The 23,731-nt window shown below is 39.0% G+C and carries 19 protein-coding genes; 12 read left to right on the top strand and 7 right to left on the bottom strand.

Translation table 11 applies throughout. The annotated features are described in order from the left end of the window. Positions 1 to 5 precede the first annotated feature (5 nt). Positions 6 to 1,517 (bottom strand): RagB/SusD family nutrient uptake outer membrane protein, encoded by a 1,512-nt coding sequence (locus SKC36_RS00400; RefSeq protein WP_459463915.1) that lies wholly within the window; start codon positions 1,515 to 1,517, stop codon positions 6 to 8. Positions 1,518 to 1,550: 33 nt separating this feature from the next. Beyond that, entirely contained in the window at positions 1,551 to 4,658 is a 3,108-nt protein-coding gene (locus SKC36_RS00395; protein ID WP_459454847.1) for a SusC/RagA family TonB-linked outer membrane protein, read from the bottom strand. A 349-nt stretch (positions 4,659 to 5,007) separates the two neighbouring features. On the opposite strand from SKC36_RS00395, the gene SKC36_RS00390 reads away from it, so the two are divergent. After that, positions 5,008 to 6,237: a M24 family metallopeptidase gene (locus SKC36_RS00390; RefSeq protein ID WP_459454846.1), complete on the top strand. Its 1,230-nt coding sequence runs from the start codon at positions 5,008 to 5,010 to the stop codon at positions 6,235 to 6,237. Positions 6,238 to 6,368: 131 nt separating this feature from the next. On the opposite strand, the gene SKC36_RS00385 is transcribed toward SKC36_RS00390, so the two are convergent. The 4 genes from SKC36_RS00385 to SKC36_RS00370 are packed head-to-tail and all read right to left on the bottom strand — an operon-like array spanning position 6,369 to position 11,547. After that, positions 6,369 to 7,799 (bottom strand): ATP-binding cassette domain-containing protein, encoded by a 1,431-nt coding sequence (locus SKC36_RS00385; RefSeq protein WP_459463913.1) that lies wholly within the window; start codon positions 7,797 to 7,799, stop codon positions 6,369 to 6,371. 1 nt (position 7,800) lies between these two features. Next, positions 7,801 to 9,708: an acetate--CoA ligase gene (gene acs, locus SKC36_RS00380; protein ID WP_459454844.1), complete on the bottom strand. Its 1,908-nt coding sequence runs from the start codon at positions 9,706 to 9,708 to the stop codon at positions 7,801 to 7,803. Positions 9,709 to 9,734: 26 nt separating this feature from the next. Further along, on the bottom strand, positions 9,735 to 9,953 hold the full coding sequence (locus tag SKC36_RS00375; protein ID WP_459454843.1) for a DUF6814 family protein: 219 nt from the start codon (positions 9,951 to 9,953) through the stop codon (positions 9,735 to 9,737). Position 9,954: 1 nt separating this feature from the next. Then, on the bottom strand, positions 9,955 to 11,547 hold the full coding sequence (locus SKC36_RS00370; RefSeq protein WP_459463910.1) for an MFS transporter: 1,593 nt from the start codon (positions 11,545 to 11,547) through the stop codon (positions 9,955 to 9,957). A 133-nt stretch (positions 11,548 to 11,680) separates the two neighbouring features. Between SKC36_RS00370 and SKC36_RS00365 the strand changes: the two genes are divergently transcribed. After that, positions 11,681 to 13,222, top strand: coding sequence for a serine hydrolase domain-containing protein (locus SKC36_RS00365; protein ID WP_459454841.1), 1,542 nt, complete (start codon positions 11,681 to 11,683; stop codon positions 13,220 to 13,222). A 126-nt stretch (positions 13,223 to 13,348) separates the two neighbouring features. Next, positions 13,349 to 14,377, top strand: a complete 1,029-nt coding sequence (locus SKC36_RS00360) for a sugar phosphate isomerase/epimerase family protein (RefSeq protein WP_459463908.1) — start codon at positions 13,349 to 13,351, stop codon at positions 14,375 to 14,377. Between the two features lie 76 nt (positions 14,378 to 14,453). On the opposite strand, the gene SKC36_RS00355 is transcribed toward SKC36_RS00360, so the two are convergent. Then, positions 14,454 to 15,287, bottom strand: coding sequence for an NAD(P)H-hydrate dehydratase (locus SKC36_RS00355; RefSeq protein ID WP_459463906.1), 834 nt, complete (start codon positions 15,285 to 15,287; stop codon positions 14,454 to 14,456). Between the two features lie 107 nt (positions 15,288 to 15,394). On the opposite strand from SKC36_RS00355, the gene SKC36_RS00350 reads away from it, so the two are divergent. The 9 genes from SKC36_RS00350 to SKC36_RS00310 all read left to right on the top strand — a co-directional run bounded on the left by SKC36_RS00350 (position 15,395) and on the right by SKC36_RS00310 (position 23,476). Continuing rightward, positions 15,395 to 17,041, top strand: coding sequence for a carboxylesterase/lipase family protein (locus SKC36_RS00350; RefSeq protein WP_459454838.1), 1,647 nt, complete (start codon positions 15,395 to 15,397; stop codon positions 17,039 to 17,041). Positions 17,042 to 17,079: 38 nt separating this feature from the next. Beyond that, complete coding sequence (locus tag SKC36_RS00345; RefSeq protein ID WP_459463904.1) at positions 17,080 to 18,126, top strand: Gfo/Idh/MocA family oxidoreductase; 1,047 nt, start codon at positions 17,080 to 17,082, stop codon at positions 18,124 to 18,126. Between the two features lie 6 nt (positions 18,127 to 18,132). Further along, positions 18,133 to 18,774, top strand: coding sequence for a Crp/Fnr family transcriptional regulator (locus tag SKC36_RS00340; protein WP_459463902.1), 642 nt, complete (start codon positions 18,133 to 18,135; stop codon positions 18,772 to 18,774). 100 nt (positions 18,775 to 18,874) lie between these two features. Then, a complete protein-coding gene (locus SKC36_RS00335; RefSeq protein WP_459463900.1) occupies positions 18,875 to 20,260 on the top strand; it encodes an OprD family outer membrane porin in 1,386 nt (461 codons plus the stop codon). 202 nt (positions 20,261 to 20,462) lie between these two features. Further along, entirely contained in the window at positions 20,463 to 21,284 is an 822-nt protein-coding gene (locus SKC36_RS00330) for a sulfite exporter TauE/SafE family protein (protein WP_459454834.1), read from the top strand. Positions 21,285 to 21,336: 52 nt separating this feature from the next. Beyond that, positions 21,337 to 22,755 carry an MBL fold metallo-hydrolase gene (locus SKC36_RS00325; RefSeq protein ID WP_459463898.1) on the top strand — a complete coding sequence of 473 codons (1,419 nt, stop codon included), beginning with the start codon at positions 21,337 to 21,339 and terminating at the stop codon, positions 22,753 to 22,755. A 2-nt stretch (positions 22,756 to 22,757) separates the two neighbouring features. Then, positions 22,758 to 23,039: a rhodanese-like domain-containing protein gene (locus tag SKC36_RS00320; RefSeq protein WP_459463896.1), complete on the top strand. Its 282-nt coding sequence runs from the start codon at positions 22,758 to 22,760 to the stop codon at positions 23,037 to 23,039. Positions 23,040 to 23,043: 4 nt separating this feature from the next. Next, a complete protein-coding gene (locus tag SKC36_RS00315; RefSeq protein ID WP_459454831.1) occupies positions 23,044 to 23,292 on the top strand; it encodes a hypothetical protein in 249 nt (82 codons plus the stop codon). Next, positions 23,270 to 23,476, top strand: coding sequence for a DUF6132 family protein (locus SKC36_RS00310; RefSeq protein ID WP_459454830.1), 207 nt, complete (start codon positions 23,270 to 23,272; stop codon positions 23,474 to 23,476). Before SKC36_RS00315 ends, SKC36_RS00310 begins: the two co-directional genes overlap by 23 nt. Positions 23,477 to 23,731 lie beyond the last annotated feature (255 nt).

The following is a 23,731-nucleotide window of genomic DNA, read 5'->3' as shown; positions in this document are numbered from 1 at the left end:
ATTAATTACTTAATATTAGGATTCAATGCTGCTTCATCAGCTGGCAGAGGATAATATTTCTCAATAACGGTGAAAGAGTTACTACGTAATGTATATCCTCTTTCATAATAGTGTGCAAATGGGTCCGCTTTGATCGCATTTCCTTTTGCTGTTATTCTTTCTTTAAACGTATCTGTACGAACTAAATCATGCCAACGCTTATTTTCAAAAGCTAACTCCCAACGACGCTCATTCATTAATGCAGTACGGAATTCAGCTTGAGAAGTAGCCGTTGTATTAGCCAATCCTGCACGCTTACGTACTTGATTCATGTATGGTGCTGCTTCAGCCGTTTTTCCTTGCTCATTTAAAGCCTCAGCCAAGAATAACAATACCTCTGAATAACGGAAAATAGGCCAGTTCATACCATGGTTACCATTCAATGCGTGAGGTCTTACAAACTTCTTAATGTAAGGATAGGTTTTTGCTTGCCACAAAGTTGTTGAACAAGTAATATATCCAATAGAAGCATCTTTACGTAAGTCTCCAGCTTCATATGAATTAATTAACTCCGGCATAGGTGCATTATTTCCCTCTCCTGTCTGAGGTTGAGGATTTGAAGTACCAGCTAGAGTAAATAATTCAGCGGAAGTCATAGGTCTTGGCAAGAAATTATACATGAATGATCCTTGAAAACCATTTGCACCTTCTTGATATTGAACCTCAAACACACTTTCTGCATTATTCTTATTCGAAGTACTCGTCGTGAATGCATTGTTATAATCAGGCATCAATGAATAGCTACCTTCAGCTATTATTTCTTTGCATAATTTTTCTGCACCAGCCCAGTTCTTTTGAATTAAGTACAAATTAGCTAAAAGAGCTTTGGCAGCACCAGATGTAGCACGACCCGGCTCTTGCGTCGATTTTGGTTTTAAACCAGCAATAGCACCTGTCAAATCTCCAATGATGATTTTAGATATGTCATCTGCAGTTCCAAGCTTAGCAGCAGCTTGTTCCCTATTAGATACGGGGGTCAATTGCAAAGGTCCCTTGTTGAAATATCGATAAATTTCAAAGTAGGCAAAAGCACGCATAAATTGCGCTTGTCCTTTCAAATTTGCCTTTGCAGCCGCATCAAAATCCGCTTTGTCAATCAAAGCTAATATTTGATTGGCACGAGCAATAATCAAATAATCTTGACGATATTGATTTAACACGTGCGTATTGGTAGTCAAATTATTCGATACTGGAATCGAAAAATCAGCCAAATCCTCTTGCTGCTCAGTTGCACCAAATGCCGTATTTCTGTAATAATACGTATTATCAGAGTGCATTTCAGACAGTAAATACGAACGGTCATTGTAAATAGTTCGTAATGGGACATAACAAGCATTCACTGCTTGAGTAAAATCGGCTTCGGTCTTAAAAAACGTAACCGAACTTAAACTTGTCTCTGGAGTTATTTCCAAAAATTCAGCTGTGCAACCTGATAATCCAATGGCTAACAAACAGCTTAATATGATTTTATTTTTCATTTTTTTCTAAATAAAAGTTTAATATTTAGCTAATTAAAAGTTGAAGTTTGCACCAACTGTAAAAGTTCTTGGTACTGGATAGTTAGATAAATCCACACCTGGACTTAAGTTACCACCGTCACCCTGACCGTTTCCTTGCGCACTTGTTTCTGGATTTGGTCCACCCCAATAATTAGTAAACACATAAGCTTGTTGACATGATGCATATACACGAAGTGACTTATAAACCTTAGTAGGTTTAGCAAATGTGTAACCCAAAGTGATGTTACGAATAGTGAAATAAGAAGCATCAGCAACGAAACGACTGTTCATCCAGTCACGCTCGATACCTGTTACGTTACCACCACCAACAGTAGTTCCATACATACCCATACCTGGATTAGCTTCAGAACGGAAACGATATTTAGCACCATCCACCATGTTAAACACACCGTCTAAGTTAGCGGTTGAATAAATGTGACGAACTAACAATTGGTTACCATAAGAACCCGAACCAATGATGTTGAAATCCCAATTTCCGTAAGTTACGTTATTAGTAATACCATAAACAAAATCAGGGAATGGATTACCCATGATGGTTCTATCATCAGCGTTTCCACCGTAATCAATAACACCATTACCATTGAAATCCTTCAGTTTGATACTACCCACTGTTGAACGTCCTGGAACCTTAGGATTATTTGCTAAATCTTCTGCATTTTTATATACTCCATCGGCAATAACTCCATAAAATTGACCAAATGGCTGACCCACTTTCGTAATATGGAAAGATCCGTAAACACGGTCAATACCCGGAGCTAAAGCTACTACTACGTTTCTGTTAAAGGAAATATTTGCATTGGTCGTCCATTTAACTTTCCCTACCGTATTTTTTGTATTGAATGAAAATTCATGACCCCAGAATTTAATCTCACCAATGTTATCATTGAAGTTACCAAAACCTGATTCTTGAGCAATTTGAACAGCATACAACAAGTTAGTAGTATTCTTAGTATAATAATCATAAGCAAAATTAATGCGATCATTAAACAAGTTTAAATCAAACCCTAAATCTAATTGTTGAGTAGTTTCCCAACCTAAGTTTGGATTGGCTAATGAACTTACTGCAGCACCTGTTGCAACTGTATTTCCAAATACACCATTGACTGTATTATTAATCAATGCATAAGAAGTATAGTTACCTAAGTTATTATTTCCAATAATACCCCAGCTACCTCTTAACTTTAAGAATGATACAACTGGTAAATCAGACATAAAAGCTTCATCAGAAACAACCCAACCAGCACCTACTGATGGGAAAGTTCCCCAACGGTTGTTAGCACCAAAACGAGATGAACCATCACTACGAATAGCGGCATTAAATAAATACTTGCCTTTGTAATTGTAATTCAAACGTGCCAAATAAGAAGTTAATGACCACTCTTGAACTCCAGAGTTGGTACCTCCTCTTGCAATATTAATCGCACCTTGAATAGTTGGAAGACGATCATCCGCATAGGTATCCGCCTGGATACGAGTTGACTCTTGACGGAAATATTGGTTGGTATAACCACCTAATAACTCCACTTTATGATCTTCATTGATAGTCTTGGAGTATGTTATTGTATTTTCATTCAACCAAGATAAATTTTCAAAGTTCTCACGAATGGATGAAGCCGTGGTTGGAATTGGCACATTAATCGCAGAAGTTGCAGTCGATGGATTAAAGTAGAAAAACTTCGTTCTTAAAATCTCACCATTCATTGAAGATTTAAATTTCAAACCTTTGATCGGTTCAAACTCAATAAATGCGTTTGATAACAAATTGGTGGTTGTTGTTTCATTAATTAATTCATCAGCCGAACGTACCCAGTTGGCATATGCAAAAATATTACCTGTACTAGCTGGGAAACGATTGAATTTAGTTAAGGTCTTACCGTCAGCCTCATAAATAGGCATGATTGGCCAAGTATGTAATGCATTGAATAAGATACCTGTACCACGGTCACCATCAGTTCTAGGTGTATTATCATAAACCATCTGTGGAGCTAGGTTGAAACCAATGGTTACCTTATCAGAAATATCATATGTTGAATTTAATCGCAAGGAATAACGTTGATAATCTGTGTTGCGAACCACACCTTTTTGTTGTAATACTCCAGCCACTAAAGAGGTTCTAGATTTTTCTTTATTGGAAGTAATGGATAAATTATAACTTGAAATAGGGGCATCTTTGTTCAATAAAGCATCATACCAGTCATTATTTTTATCCCTGTATTGAGCAGGATTTTGAAATTCAACTGGCACTGGCTGCTTTGCATCTTCATAAGACTCCTTTTTGAAGGTAGCAAACTCCTCTGCATTCATCATATCAAGACGTCCTTTCATAGGCACATTTTGAGTTCCTGCAAAAGCATTAAAACTTACTGTCATTCCAGCACCTTTGCCTTTCTTCGTAGTAATCAAAACCACACCATTCGCAGCACGAGAACCATAAAGCGAAGTAGAAGAAGCGTCTTTCAATATCGAAATATCTTCAATCTCATCTGGGTTCATTGCACCAATATTACCTGTAATAGGGAAACCATCTACTACATATAATGGATCAGAACCAGCAGATACGGATAATTGACCACGAATACGTACGTTCATACCCGTTCCTGGCTTACCTGTTGTTTGGTTAATTTGAACACCAGCTAATTGACCCTGTAATTTCTGTGCAATTTGAGTTACAGGTAAATCTTTTAATTCTTTGTACGAAATTGTTTGAACGGCACCTGTGATTTCTTTTTTCACCTGGCTACCGTAACCTACTACTACGATTTCGTTCAAAGTCTTATTGTCCGCAGCTAAAGAAATATTCAAGGTCTTTTGGCCTGAATAAACTACATCTTTGGATATAAAACCAACCGAACTAAAACGTAAAGTTTCATTGTTTTTAACATCGATGGCAAAGTTACCTGAACCATCTGTGGAAGCTCCACGAGTAGTACCAACTATAGTAACGGCAGCACCGATCAAAGGCTCCCCGTCGGAACCACTTACTTTACCTCGTAGATTCTGGGCCTGTGCCATTGCTACCGAGGACAAAAAGAAAATCAGCGCTAGAAGCAAGCCTCCAGTCCGATTTCCCATTCGTAGATCGTAAAATTTGTTTTTCATAGAGAAAAAATTAAAGGTTAAAAATGTGTGATTTAGATTAATTCAGAAGCTGAGTTTTAAAGCAACATGATTAATAACTATCGAAATTTAGAATATAGCAATACCCTAACCGTCCTTATCTATCCTTATGAAAAAAATAAAAAATTTCTAGATTTCATCAGAAAAGTACAATTTCATGTATTTAGTGGTAATTAAAAATGCGCCAAATAGTACTTTAACTGCATTTTCTTTAAAATTTCCGACTCTTTAAATTTTAAGCTTTGTTACCCTGACACAGAATGAAAATCTTAGCATCTTTGTCCTTTATTTTAAAAAAAAGTCATAAAGAACATAATTAGACAAGTAATACATGATGCATCGACGACAATTTCTTCAATCCACGACCCTAGGCTTACTTGTTCCAAGTATATCGAATGCCTCCACAGCTATACCAGAGTCTTCACCCATTATTCCCATTAGTTTAGAAGAAAGAAAACAAAGAATTGAGAAGGCGCAGAGCTTATTGTTAAAGAATAAAATGAGGGCGCTCATTTTAGATGCGGGAACCACTATGGAATATTTCACGGGGGTAAAATGGTATCCTAGTGAAAGATCACTTTTAGCTATCATTCCTGACCAAGGGGAACTGAGTTTTATTTGCCCCACTTTTGAAGAGGATAGATTTAGTGAAATAAATCTCATGAGTAAACGTGTTCAAACCTGGGAGGAACACGAAAATCCATTTACCATGACCATTCAGCTTCTAAAAGACCAAGGGATTCGTTCTGGAAAAATAGCAGTGGAAGAAAGAACCCGCTTTTTTATATTCGATGGTTTAAGAAAAGCAGGGCCAGCTTTCCAATGGGTAAGCGGCGACCCGATTAGCATTCCTTGTCGGATTATTAAATCAAAGGCCGAAATAGCCCTGATGCAAAAAGCGAATGATATTACGGTAGAGGCTATCAAAGTTGGAATTGCCAGTTTAAAGGAAGGCATGACCCCTGCTGATGTTTCAGCTAAGATAGCGCAATACCACCGAAGCCAAGGTGCGCAGCATGATTTCGCTTTGGTCAACATGGGTGTAGCTACTTCTTTTCCACATGGGAGTAATAAAGCTCAAATATTAAAAGAAGGAGATGTGGTTTTATTGGATGTAGGCTGTGTGGTAGGTGGATATAGTTCTGACATCACGCGAACCATCGTATTTGGTAAAGCCAATGACAAACAAAGAAGAATTTGGGATTTAGAGAAAAAATCTCAAGCTGCAGGATTTGCCGCAGCTAAATTAGGTAGACAATGCGAGGAAGTGGATCGTGCTTCGCGAAAAGTATTGGAAGATGCGGGCTTCGGACCTGGATATCGCCTTCCTGGTCTACCGCATCGAACAGGACATGGAATCGGAATGAATGGACATGAATGGGGAAATATGGTAAAGGGGAATAAAGATCCTTTACAAGTAGGAATGTGCTTTAGTATAGAACCGACCATTGCTATTCCGGGAGAATTTGGCATTCGCTTAGAAGATTGCGTTTACATGACTGCCGATGGCCCACGCTGGTTTTCTCAACCTAGCCCATCCATTGAACAAGCATTTCAATAATTAGACAAATTTCTAATAATACTAAATCCGCCCCCCTCCACTCACAAACAACTCCATAGAGATTTGTCAACTTTCCAAAAGTTGACAAATCTAAGGGGAAAAAGCCAAATAAATCCCCAACAACCTGATAATCAACAGGTCATACTCTTTCTTTGTGTGACACAACTAGGTACATCGATTTCATAGTGCGAAACGTAAAGTAAAGTAAAATCATCTGTTTCCGACATAAAGTCTAACAAAGATTTAACATGTTGTATTTGATCTTCATCTAGGCCCTGGCAGGGCTCATCTAAAATTAATAAAGGTGGATTTTTCACCAAAGCCCGAGTTAATAACACCATTCGCTGTTCGCCCGTGGAAATTTGTTGAAAATTCCTCTCAGAAAGATGCGATAAACCCATAATTTCCATCCAGGTCTGAACTCGTCCACTTTGATCTACACTCATTCTTTTGCCTAAACCCATGATATCAAACAATCCCGACGAAATGACTTCTCTAACGGTACCAGGAGCTCTAAAATATAAATGTAATTCGGGACTGACATAGCCCATGCGTTTTTTAATATCCCAAATACTTTCTCCACTACCTCGCTTTCGATCAAACAAAACCAAATTTTGCGCATAGGCTTGGGGATTATCCGCAGAAATCAGACTGAGAATAGTAGATTTACCTGCGCCATTAGGACCATAAATCAACCATTTTTCGCCCTGCTTTACCTCCCAATTGAACCCAGACAAAACCACTTTTCCCCCATATTTAACCTGCACATCTTTCATCTGAATGGCCCATTCAAAATGAGGAAAGCGCTCCTTAGTGGCTATCAAATCCTTTAATTTCTCTTTCCAACCGGGATCTCTTTCCGTAATAAAGTGTGACTTCTTTTGTTCATAGGTCGTTTTATCTCCTTGCCAAACCGCTTTTCCAGCCTCCAATACCATCACATGAGTAATACTTTCCGGTAAAACTACCGCAGAACTAATAAGTATGAATTGAATCCCTAAAGCATGTAATTTGGCCAAGCATTGACTTAAAATAGCTCTACCCTCTACATCTAATCCTAAAAATGGATTATCAAGAATCAACCAATCCGGTTGCTTTAATAAGGCTTTAACTAGCTGTAATCGCTTATTTTCACCATTAGACAATTGAATCAATGGTTTATTTTCCAGGGCCTTTAAATGAAATACTTCTAGCCAAGATTGAATGGCTACTGAATCCTCCTCAGCTAATTCCTCCAATATCGTGTAGGCATCTTCAGAATCTTGTGAATTAAAACGTTGCTGCAAATAAAAATCACTTACATTACTTCGATTCTTAAATCGATGCTGCTGTTCTATCCAATAAACCTTAGAAGTGGTTTCCTCTTCTTGGAAAAAGCTAACTTGCCCTTTCCTAAACAAACGACCCGTCAAGGCTTTAGCTAAGCTAGTTTTTCCTGAGCCCATGGAACCTACAACGGCCCAATTTTGCCCCTCAAGTACTTGAAAGCTAATATCATCCAACACCTGAGTACTCCCATAAGAAGCACTCAAGTGTTGGATATCGGCCAAAATTTTTGCCATATTACAATCGCTCTTCCTTGATTTTATCCACCACCGATGGATCTAACAAAGTGGAGGTATCCCCCAAATTATTGATATCACCCTCGGCTATTTTTCGTAAAATTCGGCGCATAATTTTACCAGAACGAGTCTTAGGTAAACCTGTTACAAATTGAATTTTATCTGGTCTGGCGATAGCTCCAATAATCTGACTAACCGTGGCAGCTATGTCTTTTCGTGCCATCACAGGGTCTTTAGGCGTGGAAGCCATGATCACGTATGCATAGATACCTTGTCCTTTTATATCATGTGGATAACCAACAACGGCCGATTCAATCACATCCGTGAACATATTGATGGCATTCTCTACCTCTGCTGTACCAATTCGGTGCCCTGAAATGTTCATCACATCATCTACCCTACCCGTAATGCGATAATAACCATCCTCATCCCGCATACAGCCATCACCGGTAAAATATAAGTTTTCATAGGTTGCGAAATAATTAGTTCGACAACGCTCGTGATCGCCATAGGTCGTTCTTAAAATACCTGGCCATGGAAACTTGATACATAAATTACCAGAAACACCATTTCCAGTGATCTCCTCTCCTTTTTCATCCACCAACATGGGTTGAACCCCAGGTAATGGAAGAGTAGCAAAACAAGGTTTGGTTTTCGTGATTCCTGCTAAAGGTGATATTAAAATACCACCTGTTTCGGTTTGCCACCATGTGTCAACAATCGGACATTTCCCTTTACCAATATGTTCATTATACCAATTCCAGGCCTCCTCATTAATAGGTTCTCCTACGGAACCCAATACCCTTAAACTGCTTAAATCCTTGTCTTTGACATAATCTAAGCCAAATTGCATCAAGGAACGAATCGCTGTAGGCGCAGTATATAATATATTAACCTGATGTTTGTCTACAATATCCCAAAAACGCCCCGCATCCGGGAAGGTAGGAATTCCCTCAAATATCAAACTAGTGGCTCCTTGAATTAAAGGCCCATAAACTATGTAAGAGTGACCCGTAATCCAGCCAATATCTGCTGTACAGAAATACATTTCACCAGCTTGGTATTGAAATATGTTTTGAAAAGTATAAGCCGTAAAGACCATATAACCTCCACAGGTATGAACCACACCTTTAGGCTTACCTGTTGAACCTGAAGTATATAAAATAAATAAAGGATCCTCGGCATTCATTTCTTCTGCCGGACATTCAGTCAGACCAAGGCTTCTCATACGATCCATTTCTGCGCTCCAGAAAAGATCTCGGCCTTTGATCATGCTAACTGCCGACTTAGACCGCTCAAGCACAATCACTTTTTTGACACATGGACAAGTAATGATAGCCTCATCCATGATATGCTTTAAAAATATTTCTTTATTTCCACGATGTGAACCATCTGCTGTCACAACCATGGAACATTGAGCATCTTGAATTCTGTCGGCAATGGACTGAGCAGAAAAACCACCAAAAACTACCGAATGTATAGCGCCAATACGAGCACAAGCCAATACCGCAATGGCTAATTCAGGTACCATAGGCATGTAAAGACAAATCCTATCCCCTTTCTTTGCTCCATTCTGCTTCAACACATTAGCAAATGTGCAAACCTCCGTATATAATTCTTGATAGGTATAGGTACGATTTTCCTCATGAGGGTCATTGGATTCCCAAACAATGGCCGCTTGATTGGCTTTGTCTGCTAAATGACGATCAAGGCAATTTTCCGTGATATTCAAGGTGGCTCCTTGGTACCAGGCTATCTTAGGGTCTTTGAAGTTCCAATCCAGAACTTTATCCCATTTTTTCTTCCAAACAAAATTTTCAGCCAAATCTCCCCAAAAGCCTTCTGGGTTCTCTACGCTGTATTGGTACGCTTTCTCGTAATCTTCAAAGTTTTCTATCGTAAATTTCATGCGGATTTTGTTTTTAATCTAATACTCTATAAGTCATATTCTTTCTGTAAGGCATACAGGCCAAATACACACATTCCTCCTGTAATGATGGGCGACAAAATAAACGTGTAAATAATCGCAGGCACCAAACTTTCCATATCTCCTTTGGCAAACAAAGGGATGGCTTGTTCAACAATCAAAAAATAGGCTGCTGCCAAACCCAAAATAATCCAAATAGCTCCAGCAATGCGTCTAATGTTATTCATCCTAATCGTTGATCTCCCGATCTTTACCGTTAATGTATAATAATCCAATCACAAAACAGACCCCACCTATGATGATGGGATACCATAAACCCTCTAAATAAGGTTTATCATAAGGAATTGCCTGTCCAGCAGCCATGGCTACTTCATTGGCTGAGTTAGCTTTTGCGGCCAGGTAAGTCGCTACTGCAGGAAGTAAACCTCCAAAAATACCATTACCAATATGGTAAGGTAAAGACATGGATGTATAACGAATTGCCGTAGGAAACATTTCAACTAAAAAGGCCGCAATGGGTCCATACACCATCGTCACATAAATAACTTGTATAAATACCAATAAAATCAACATCCAAAATGCATGTTGCCCCACATGTACCGTTTTTTTCAACACTGCTTTTTCCCTTTGTACAGATGGAATATGTGAAACTTTCTCTGTTTTTTCCTCCAATAATTGAGTACCATCCGTGTAAGAATAAATCGTTCTTGTTACTTTGGATAAATTCACCGAAGCATCAATCATGTGGTAATCCGCCCTTACTTGACGAGAATTAGGTTTTTCTGTTTTTAAATTAACATCTGCTAGTTCATACATAGCCTGATATATCGGGCGATAGGTACAAATAGCCAGCAGCATACCGGCTAACATGATTCCTTTACGACCAATTTTATCCGATAACCACCCAAAAAAGATAAAGAATCCAGTACCCGCTGCCAAAGAAATGGCAATGATATAATTACTTTGTTCAAATTCAATATTAGCCACCTTTTGAAGAAATGAAAGGGCATAAAATTGTCCGGTATACCAAACAACACCCTGCCCCATGGTAGCTCCAAACAGCGCCAAGAGCACAAACTTAAAATTCAATTTCTTCCCAAAGGATTCCTTCAATGGATTCGCCACAATCTTTCCTTCTTCTTTTGCCTGAGCAAACAAAGGAGACTCATCCATATTTTTACGGATGAAATAAGATATTCCTACCATGACGATGGAAATCAAAAAAGGAATTCGCCAGCCCCAATCGTTAAAGGCTTCCAGACTCATCGACTTCTTTGTAGCTAAAATAACCAACAAAGAAATAAATAAACCCAATGAAGCCGTAGTTTGAATCCAAGCTGTTCGTAGGCCCCTCTTATTAGGTTCAGCATGTTCTGCGACATAAGTTGCTGCTCCTCCATATTCACCCCCTAAGGCCAATCCCTGCAACAAGCGTAAGGTTAAAACCAAAATGGGTGCTAGAAAACCAATACTCGAATAGGATGGAATTAAACCTATGGCAAACGTGGAAAAACCCATGATTAATAAAGTAACCAAAAAGGTATACTTCCTTCCCAACAAATCCCCTAAACGACCAAAGAAAAGAGCTCCAAAAGGACGCACCACGAAACCTGCAGCAAAAGTAGCTAAGGTAGATAAAAAGGCGGCTGTAGGGTTTTCTGAAGGGAAAAACTTGGTAGCAATAATGACCGATAAGCTTCCGAAAATATAAAAATCATACCACTCAATCAAAGTGCCTACCGAAGATGCCGCAATAACTTTGCGCAATTTCTTTTCATCAAAGCCTTCGCTTACTTCATTTTGTAACATAGTTGTTTTCATAGGTTGATAAGCATGCCTAATCTCCGCTAACCTTCTCCTCCAGACACGAAAGTCTAAATTACTGATAATTTCATTATTTTTAGAAATCTTTAGACAATAGAATTGCAAAAAACTAGCATATCAACAGTAGACTATGAAAAAAATATCAATTCTCTTTTCCCTAGCATGGATATTATGCCTCAGCTCCTCCCTACTAGCCCAAAACTTAGTAAGAAGCACACCTGAAGCCGAGGGTGTTTCCTCAGCTGCCATTGAGCAATTTGTGGATTCATTTGATGCCAAAAAACATGAACTCCATTCTGTCATGGTACTGCGTCATGGAAAAGTCATTGCAGAAGCTTGGTGGAAACCCTATGCAGCTAATTTAAAACACAGCATGTATTCTGTATCGAAAAGCTGGACATCCACTGCCATCGGATTTGCCGTGGCAGAGAAAAAAATCCAAGTTAGCGATAAAGTCATGAGCTATTTTCCTGAATATCAAGAACTAGCCAATAAACCATTCATACAGGATTTGACCATACAAAACCTATTGACCATGTCGGTTGGTCACGAAGTTGAGCCTCTACGTGGGGTTGTAGCTACCCAAACTGATTGGGTGAAAGGTTTTCTTTCAGCCAATATTAGCTATAAGCCCGGCACAAAATTCTTGTACAATACCCTAGCAACCTACATGCTATCGGCCATCATCCAAAAAGTTACCGGACAAAAAGTGGTAGATTACCTTGGACCGCGTCTCTTTAAACCCTTGGGAATTCAAGGGGTAGACTGGGAAGTTGACCCTAAAGGAATCAACACAGGAGGCTGGGGAATCCGGGTAAAAACAGAGGATATGGCCAAATTAGGTCAATTATACCTCCAACATGGACAATGGAACGGCAAACAAATCTTACCAGCTGCTTGGGTAGATGAGGCTACGTCTAAACACATCGAACAAGATCCCAGTGCCAGTGCAGAGAAAAAAGCCAATTCCGATTGGTTGCAAGGCTATGGCTATCAGTTTTGGCGTTGTAGAAATGGCGCATTTAGAGCCGATGGAGCCTATGGGCAATACATTGTCATGATGCCAGAGCAAGATGCTGTTGTGGTCATCACCTCAGAATCACATGATTTACAAGATGACCTGAACATGGTTTGGAAACATCTTTTACCTGCCTTTGAGAAAAATAAGTTAGCCGCCAATCCTTCAGCCCATAAGCATTTACAAGCTAAACTTAAGCAATTACAATTAGCTGCGCCTGCCCAAGACAAATCCATCCAAGTCCCTTCATGGAAAAATCCAAGCATTCAACTTGGGAAAAATGCGCTAAACCTAGAGCAAATAGGCTTTGAGTGGATAGGAGAAAAATTGAATCTTCAATTAATCGATAACAAACAACAAAAGCACCTAATTCCAGTAGGACATGCAACCTGGGCGATGAGTAGTACTGAAATGCCTGGCCCCTATTTATTAAGAGCCGCCAAGGCTAATCTGGAAGGACAATCTCCTTTTAAGGTAGCTTCCTCGTATCGATGGACAGGTCAAAATTCTTTGGAAATCACCTTACGCTTTTTTGAAAGCCCGCATCATTGGGTATGGAATTGTCAATATGAAAATGGACAATTTACCATGGAGGTGAAAAACTCCTTTGATCGGCTAAATACCATCAAAGTAGGTGGTAATGTAAAACTTTAACCCACATAATCCGCTACTCGTCGCAAATTTGGGTATGCCGTATAAGAATATTGAAAACTTTTTCTAACATTGTACAAAAGCAATTTATTGCCCATTTAGCATACATTTTATTTAAATCATATATCTATGTCAACTCATTTACCAAAAAACTCATCTCGTCGTCAATTTTTACTTTCGGGATCCTTGGCTACCATGGGCCTATTTTTGGCGGGAAAAGCCAATGCTTCTTCTCTTTTATTAGCTGCGAAACCAGATTCAAAATTTGCTGGGGTACAGATCGGAGCTATCACTTATTCATACCGTAGTTTACCAGGAAGCATAGAGCAAATATTGCAATATTGCATCGACAGTAATATTTCTGCTATTGAATTGATGGGTGATGCTGCTGAAGATTTTGCAGGAAAGCCTAAAAACCCAAATCCTAGACCGATGATGGGCCCACCAGCTCCTGGCCAACCTCGTCCACAAATGACGGATGAGCAAAGAGCTAAAATGGCTGCTTACCAAAAAGAAGTAGCAGAATGGAGAGCTTCTGTATCCATGGATAAGTTCAAAGAAGTAAAACAAATGTTTGACAAAGCAGGTATTAGCATTTATGCCTTCAAACCTAACGCACTAGGACCAAATAATACCGATGCGGAGGTTGAATATGCACTAAAAGCAGCTAAAGCCTTAGGCGCTAAGTCGGTGACAATTGAATTACCAACTGACCCAGCTCAATCACAACGCTTAGGTGATTTGGGTGCTAAGCACAAAATGTACATTGGATACCACCTACACACCACGGCTACTGATACAGCTTGGGACGTAGCTTTAGCACAGTCGCCATACAATTCCATGAACTTGGATTGCGGTCACTACATCGCAGCGGGTGGCAATAACACGACAGCAAGCTTATTGAAATTGATTGAATCAAAATCGGATCGTATTACGTCGATGCACATCAAAGACAGAAAGAACAAAGAAAATGGTGGTCAAAATCAAGTTTGGGGCCAAGGAAATACTCCTTTAAAAGAGATTCTTACTTTGATGAAGGAAAAGAAATACAAATTCCCTGCTACGATCGAATTAGAATATGATATCCCTGCAGGTTCTGACCCAGTTTCAGAAGTTAAAAAATGTGTCGCTTATGCGAAAAACATTTTAGTTGGATAATATATCCCAAATCTACTTATACATTACAAAAAGCCCTGAAATTCAGGGTTTTTTGTTTTATACCATCGACAAATTTTTACATATTAATTTGCTTGAGCATTTCCACCAAATCTCCAGCGACTAAACTTGATTTCGAATACGAGCTGGCAAAGAGATCTCCTGCTAACCCATGGTAATAAACACCCAAGCTTGCAGCGAGCCAGCAAGGATAAGACTGAGCCGCTAAGGATGCGATAATTCCTGATAATACATCCCCACTGCCAGCTGTGGCCATGCCATCATTCCCCGTACTGTTCATAAATTTATTTCCATCTGAAGTGAAAATATGGGAGTTTTTACCCTTTACGACTAATTGAACGGGATAATGCTTGACAAACTTTTCAGCTTCCTCCAAAGCGCTATCCGCATCTACTGTTTTTCCTAAAATCCGACTTAGCTCTCCCAAATGAGGCGTTAAGATATGGTTTTCCCGAAGTAAGGCATACCATGACGGATGCTGAGCTAGTATGGTCAATCCATCTGCATCAATCACCAAAGGAACCTGAACATGCTCCAATAAATAATGTAGTAGCTCAGCAGACTCATCACTTACACCAATGCCCGGCCCAAAAACAATGGCAGAGCCACTGGCCTCTATGGACAGTTTTTTAAAGACCCGTGTACCCTCGTTGACTTCATACATGATTTCTGGACTTGCCGACAATAGCGGAATAATTCCCTCAGTAGGAATAATGGCCGTTACCAATCCACAACCAGCACGCAAGGCAGCCCGAGAACATAAAATAGAAGCGCCTAATTTGCCTTCGCTGCCGGCAAAAACCCATACATGACCAAAGGTTTTTTTATGTCCATCTGTGGCTCTATTTTTTCGGTGACTTTCCACCCAATCTTCTTGAATAATCTTGAGCATATTTATTCTATTTTATCTTCAAATAATAAAATTTATAGCCAAATTTGTAATTCTAGTAATCGAGAACTACTATTGTAACAAACTGATACAATAAAGAAATTAATCACATGAAAAGAATCTTACAACTAGCTGCAGGCTGCCTTTTCAGCCTATCCCTGTTGACTATGAATGCACAAGGCCCCAAGAACTCTTATAGTATCGATGTACAAGTTAAAACCAAAAACGGAATCGTCGAAGGCGAACTTGATACTCGATCAAAAATTGTAAGTTTCAAAGGTATTCCTTTTGCTCAAGCTCCCGTAGGAGATTTACGCTGGAAGGCTCCTCAAGAACCCAAATCTTGGAACGGTGTTTTGCAAGCTAAGCAATTTGGTCCAAAAGCGGTACAAACACCCATTTTTGGTGACATGGGTTTCCGAAGTAATGGCATGAGTGAAGATTGTTTATACCTAAATGTATGGACTCCAAAACCTGAATCAGGAGCAAAATTACCCGTATTAGTTTATTTCTATGGAGGAGGTTTTATGGCAGGAGATGGTTCTGAACCACGTTATGACGGAGAATCCATGGCAAAAAAAGGAATAGTTTCGGTAACAATTAATTACCGTTTAAACCTATTCGGTTTCTTTTCTCATCCTGAATTGACCCAAGAATCTCCCAATAAAGCATCAGGAAACTATGGCCACATGGATATGGTAGCTGCTTTAAAATGGGTGAAAGCTAATATCGCTCAATTCGGTGGAGACCCTAACCACGTGACCATTGCAGGAGAGTCAGCAGGTTCCATTGCCGTTTCTGCTCAGATGGCTTCTCCCCTTTCAAAGGGCTTATTCCAAGGAGCCATCGGTGAAAGTGGAGGATGGTTAAGTAATACCTTAGCCCCTATGAGTTTAAAAGATTCCGAAAAATTTGGTGCCGATTGGGCAAAAAAAATTGGCGCTAATTCGCTAAAAGAATTGAGAGCCATGTCAACTTATGAATTATATCAAAAAATGGTTGATTCTAAGACCTTAAGCTTCCCAGGTAATATTGATGGGTATTTTATGCCAAAAACGGTTCGTGAAATATTTGAGGCCGGCGAACAAGCTCAAGTTCCTTTGTTACTTGGCTGGAATTCAGAAGAAATGAATTACCGAGCTATTACCAAAGGAAAAGCTGCTAGCCCAGAGGTTTTCACTGAAGTAGTTAAAGAACTTTACAAAGAAAAGGCAGATCAAGTTTTACAATTATACCCGGCCAAAACAGCTGAGGAAGCAGAACAGTCAGCTACTGACTTATCAGGTGATCGCTTCCTTGGATATTCAACTTGGAAATGGTTTGATTTACATCGTAAGCATAGTCAACAACCCGTATATCGCTATTATTTTGCCCGTCCTAGACCCGATATGGTTCAAAAAGATGTAGAAGCTGCCTTAGCAGGTGGAGTGGTAAAAAGAGACCCTAACGCACCGAAAGCTCCCAAACCAAAAGGAGCGGTTCACTCTGCGGAAATTGAATATGCCTTAGGGAATTTATCCACTAATTTAACCTACGCTTGGACACCTGAGGATTATAAAGTATCTCAGGTCATGCAAGAGTATTTTGCCAATTTCATCAAAACATGGAATCCGAATGGAGCAAATTTAGCTAACTGGCCAGCTGCAAAAAACGAAGCTAAGCCAGAATTGATGTTGTTGGATGTTGAGTCTAAAGTCATTCGTGGTGAAAAAGATGCCCGATATGAATTTTTAGATCAAGATTCAGGTAAAAAATAAATTGCTTATTTTTACCTAGTCTAACGTAAACCTATCTCATGCAATCGAACATATTTCACACGGCCATACTTTCTTACGGAATGTCTGGCCGTGTTTTTCATGCCCCATTCCTAGCTACTCATCCAGGATTTAAATTAGTCGGATGCTGGGAAAGATCTCAAAAAAACATTCAAGTAAGGTATCCCGAAGTAGCCAGCTATGATTCATTGGAAGAAATTTTGGCCAATGATCAAATTGAATTGGTGGTGGTCAACACTCCCATCGCTACTCACTTTGATTATACTTTGGCATGTTTGGAAGCAGGGAAACATGTATTAGTTGAAAAGTGCTTTACTCGCACAGCTGAGGAAGCCATTCAGTTAAAAGCTGCCAAAGAGAAAGCCGGTAAGCATTTATTTGTCTTTCAAAATCGTCGATGGGACTCCGACTTTTTGACCGTAAAAAAAGTAAAAGAATCAGGTGTTTTGGGCGAATTAGTGGAAGCAGAATTTCACTATGACCGCTTTGATGGTAACCTTTCCTATAAAGCCCATAAAGAAACCCCAGGAGTAGGAGTTGGTGTAGTTACCGACCTAGGACCACACATCATAGACCAAGCAATTTCCTTATTTGGCATGCCTGAACGCGTTTTTGCGGATTTACGTAAAACAAGAAAAAACACTCAAGTAGATGATTACTTTGAGATTCTACTGTATTATCCGGATTTAAGAGTGCGCTTAAAGGCGGGTTATTTCGTAAAACTGCCTGTCCCATCCTTCCAACTGCATGGAAAACAAGGCAGTTTCTTAAAAACCCGTTCGGATAGACAAGAGGCTGATTTGCAATTAGCAATTTTACCCAATACTCCTAATTGGGGACAGGATTCGGAAAAGGATTTTGGCCAAATTTGGGTGGATGGAGAAGATAGTCCACGCACCATAACTTCGGAAGCAGGTAACTACATGGCTTTCTTTGAAAATGTGTTTCAAACCCTAGCGGGGAACGAAAAGCCGGCCGTTTCTGTTGAAGATGGAATTCGTAGTATGCGCATTATAGACGCTGCCTATGAGAGTAATCGTCAACAAGCTATCATCTCGCTTTCCTAATAAACCATGGCAACTGCTTCTACCACCCAGCAATTATTTCAACAATTTGAACCTGAATTACTCAAGAAAGTACAACAGGTAGGATTGGTGCGTAAGTTTAAAGCCGAAGATTATTTGATGCAAACGGGCCAACAAATCCGTTCGGCTGTACTGGTATTAAATGGTGTCGTTAAAGTCTTCCGCGAGGATGATGAGGGCAATGAAGTATTTATGTACAATTTACACCCAGGGGAGGCATGTGCCATTTCTATGACTTGTGCGGCTAGACAACTTTCTAGTCAGATTATGGCCAAAGCCTTAGTAGACACGGAGGTTTTGGCTATACCCATTGAATTAATGGACGAATGGGCCCTAAAATACCGTTCCTGGTACCAATTTGTCTTAGAAACGTATCGCTCCCGTTTTGAAGAGCTCTTAGATACGCTCGATCACATTGCCTTCCGCAACTTAGATGAAAGGCTTCTTTGGTATTTAAAACAGCATCAAAAGAGCTTAAAAAGTAATTTCATCAAAACATCTTTTACTGATATCGCCTTGGAGCTCAACTCTTCACGAGAAGTAATCTCTCGTCTCATGAAAAAATTAGCCGAAAAGGGCCTAGTTAAATTGCATAAAAATGAGGTGGAGATATTGAAATTAGAAATATAATTTTAATAATAATATAACTTTTAATTCAAATTTTAAAAGTGATTATTATCACGCCCCTACTGAGTTAATACATCGAAATTTGTTGGCATAAACTAAATATATGCCATACAAATACCTCATTACCATCATCGTATTTTTCAGTTTTTCATGGAAAACGAATGCCTCATATTATTCTGAAGCTACAGATACCACAAGTATTTGGAAAGTACTGAGCTCTGGTAGTATACACACCAATGTTCGCTATTTTTATATGAATACAGACAATTCTGGGGACAATTATGACGCCTTTGCACATGGATTAAATATGGGTATTTCGTACGAAACCAAAGCATGGAAAAATTTTAGTTTTGGAATTAGTAGCCAATGGATGTACAATTTGGGTTCAAGTTCTTTAAGCCCAGATCCTAAATTTCCAATTTCAAATCGCTACGAAATTGGGCTATTTGATGTACTTAATCCGCTGTCTACCAACATACTATCTCGTTTGGAAAAGTTATACTTGAATTATACCTACCAGAAATCGAATATAAAAATTGGCCGACAAATCATCAATAGCCCTTTTGTAAATGCGCAAGATGGGCGTTTAAGGCCAACGATGCTTTCTGGAATTTGGTTAGATTGGAATGAAATATCGAAAACAAAAATTGAATTGGGCTATCTGGGCGCCATTTCTCCCAGAGGTACGACACAATGGTTTAGCATCGGAGAGAGCATGGGTATTTACCCACAAGGGGTTAATCCTGATGGAAATAAATCAAATTATTATGGCAACATAGAATCAAAGGGAATTGTCATGCTAGGAATCACTTTAAAACAACTAAAAACCATCAACTTTCAATTTTGGAATATGTATGTTGACAGGGTAATGAATACTCACATGCTACAAGCAGATGGGAAATGGCCCTCTAATTTAAAAGGCCAGTGGGTAGGTGGAATACAATATTTAGAACAACATGCCCTTGAACAAGGAGGAAATCCAGATCCATCTAAAACATATATGACAGCTGGATCTATGTCAAAATCGTGGGGGGCAAGATTTGGTTGGGAAAATAAACAATGGAAAACATCCATCAATTTTAATCAAATCACCAACGAAGGACGATATTTAATGCCAAGAGAATGGGGCAAAGATCCATTTTATACCTTTTTACCAAGGGAAAGAAACGAAGGTTTTGGAAATGTCCATGCCTTTGTAGCCAAAATGGCCTATCAATGGAAGAAAATTCCTCTAAGAACACAATTAGCACAAGGATATTTTTATTTACCTCCTACACAAGATTTTGTCTTAAATAAATATGCTTTACCTTCTTACGCTCAAACAAATTTGGAATTAAATTTTGAACCCCAAGGTAAGTGGAAAGGAATGACCCTTTCATTAATTTATGTTCTCAAAAATCAAATAGACGAAAGTAAATTGGCTGACAAATTCGAAATTAACAAAGTGAACATGAGTCACATCAATGTTATTTTAAATTATACCTTGTAAATTGTGGACCAATAAGCATAAGGCAACAGCCATGTATAATCCATTGATAATGAATCATATAATGCTGATTTCACCTTCTTCTATCATACCTTAATCAAGCTCCCAATTCAATGGTAAATAATTTTCATTGCTGTGATAAAAATCACGAATAAGGCCAAAATATAGCCTGACATTTGTATCAACAAAAAAGAAAAAATAAGTCATGGAAATAATCGGATACTTTGCCTCATTACTCATTGGAATCTCGTTGGGACTCATTGGAGGAGGTGGATCCATTTTAACAGTACCAGTTTTGGTCTACTTGTTCGGTATTAATCCTGTATTAGCAACGGCCTATTCCCTATTCATTGTAGGAGCAAGTAGCTTAGTAGGAGCTTTTCCTAAATACCAACAAGGTTTAGTGAATCTAAAAACGGCTATTATTTTTGGTATTCCTTCTATTGTTTCGGTTTATGCCACGCGCAAATTCATCGTACCATTAATTCCAACAGATATATTTCAAATAGGGGATTTATTGATTACCAAATCCATTTTAATGATGGTGCTCTTTGCCATTTTAATGGTTGCCGCTTCCATATCCATGATACGTGGCAAATGTGAAAATTGTGGAAAAGAAGGAACAGAGGAACTAGAACTAAAAGAACAAACGTTTAATTATCCAGTGATTATTTTGGAAGGTAGCGTAGTTGGCTTATTAACCGGATTAGTAGGTGCTGGTGGTGGATTCTTGATTATTCCTGCTTTAGTTGTTCTCTCCAAACTACCCATGAAACAGGCCGTAGGAACTTCATTACTTATCATTGCTATGAAATCACTGATTGGTTTCACCGGTGATTTAGGACATCAAGAAATCAATTGGAACCTGCTGTTAACCATCACAGCATTAGCCATAGCAGGCATATTTGTTGGAGATAAATTCAGTAAGAAAGTAGACAGTGATAAACTAAAAAGAGGCTTTGGATGGTTCGTGTTAATTATGGGTGTATATATTCTCATTCAACAATTAGCCTTCCCCTTAAAATAAGTCATTAATTAATTAATTGGAAACATTAGCAAAACAACATACTATTAAAGAAATGAAAGTAGAACAAATTTATACCGGATGTTTAGCACAAGGTGCCTATTACATTGAAAATAACGGCGAAGCAGCCATCATTGATCCTTTACGTGAGGTTGAACCTTATATCCAAAAGGCAGAGCGCAATGGTGCTAAAATCAAATACGTTTTTGAAACTCACTTCCATGCGGATTTTGTTTCTGGCCACATTGACTTATCTGCTAAAACAGGTGCTCCCATTGTTTATGGTCCCAATGCTGCCTGTGCCTTTGATTGTATTTCGGCTACGGACGGACAAGAATTCCCTCTAGGAAATGCTACTATCCGAGTGATACATACACCAGGACATACCATGGAAAGTACTTGCTTTTTATTGATTGATGCGCATGGCAAAGAAACTAGTTTGTTCTCGGGTGATACTTTATTCATTGGTGATGTAGGTCGGCCAGATCTAGCACAAAAAGTAAAGGCAGATTTAACAGAAGATATTTTAGCGGGTCATTTATTCGATTCTTTACGAAATAAAATCATGCCATTAGCCGATGATATCATCGTTTACCCAGCGCATGGCGCGGGTTCAGCATGTGGAAAAAACATGAGTAAGGAAACCACGGATACTTTGGGTAACCAAAAGAAGACAAACTATGCTTTGAATCCTGAATTGACCAAAGAACAATTCAAAAAAGAAGTTTTAACTGGTTTAGTAGCTCCTCCATCCTATTTCCCATTGAACGTATTGATGAATATCCAAGGATATGACAGTATTGATAAGGTATTGGAAAGAGGGCAACATGCTTTATCTCCTGAGGCTTTCGAAGCAGCAGCCAATGAGACTGGCGCTTTAATTTTAGATACACGTGACCCACAGACATTTACTAAAGGATTTGTACCAAATGCCATCAACATCGGAATCGATGGATCCTTTGCTCCTTGGGTAGGTGCTATGATTCCAGACATCAAGCAAGAAATCTTGTTGATTACGGATGAAGGACGTGAAGAAGAGGTTATTACCCGTTTAGCCCGTGTGGGATATGATTTTACCATTGGCTATTTGAAGGGTGGATTTGAGGCTTGGAAAGCAGCAGGAAAAGAAGTGGATAGTATTGAATCCATCACAGCAGAAGAAGTGGCAAAACGTTTTGCAGCTGGTGAAGGTGAGATTTTAGACGTCCGCAAGAACTCAGAATATTTGAGCGAGCATGTCAAAGAAGCGGAAAATGCACCTTTGGACTTCATCAATGAAAGTATGTTGAAGATCGACAAAAACAAAACTTACTTTGTGCACTGCGCAGGGGGATATCGTTCTATGATTTTCAATTCTACCCTAAGAGCTCGTGGATACCACAATTTAGTGGATGTTAATGGAGGCTTTAAAGCCATCAAAGAATCAGAGAAGTTTCATATCACGGACTATGTTTGTCCATCAACCTTATTGTAATCATGAATATTCAAGAATTGATACAAAACCCCAAGACCAATATCATTGACGTACGTGAAATTGGAGAGTTCATGCAAGGGCATTATGAAGGAGCTATCAATATCCCTTTAGGAACGATTCCAAATCAATTGGAAAAATTCAAAAGTATGGATGGTCCTATCATTGTGTATTGTCGAAGCGGAAATCGCTCAGGTTTAGCCCTAACCATGCTCAAGCAAATGGGCTACCAAGACGTATACAATGGAGGTGCCCTACAAGATATGTTGGTTTATTCTAATAACTAAGCCCATGTGGAGCGCACTCAAACAACCGTGGGATTTAATGCGTATAGCTCGCCTGACTATGGGGGGCTATGCGCTATATGAATCCATCCAAACCAGAGAAATCTTTTTAGGATTATTAGCTGGCGTCCTTTTGATACAAGCTGTATTTAATTGGGGCTGTGGTGCTCAAGGATGTAATGTTCCGACATATTCAAAAAAATCAAACGCTAAAAACACCGAAGAAACGGAATATGAAGAAGTTCATTCAAAATAATCGATTAGCCCTTTTAGGTTCCCTATTGGGTGGAATTGCAGGGTATTTCTATTGGCAACAAATTGGATGTAGTACGGGGACTTGCCCTTTAACATCCAAGCCTTTGAACAGTACCTTGTATTTTGCCTTCTTAGGTTATATTTTTAGTGGATTTTTTACCAACAAAAAAACAGCAGAGGAATAGTGGTTAGTGTTTAGGGATTAGGGATTAGTGTTTAGGGATTAGTGGTTAGGGATTAGGGATTAGGGATTAGTGTTTAGGGATTAGTGGTTAGGGATTAGGGATTAGGGATTAGTGGTTAGATGATAAAAATCAAAACACAAAGAAATGTAATTAAACACTGGACATTAAAAAGAACAAATCAGCTAGTGCATTCAGTTCTTTTAAAAAATAGACAGTTTAAACTGATTACTTAGTATTTAATAGTAATAACTAAAC

The sequence above is a fragment of the Aquirufa sp. OSTEICH-129A genome, from assembly GCF_054558355.1.
The sequence above is the reverse complement of the archived record's forward strand: the minus strand, read 5'-3'. Positions and strand labels throughout refer to the sequence as shown.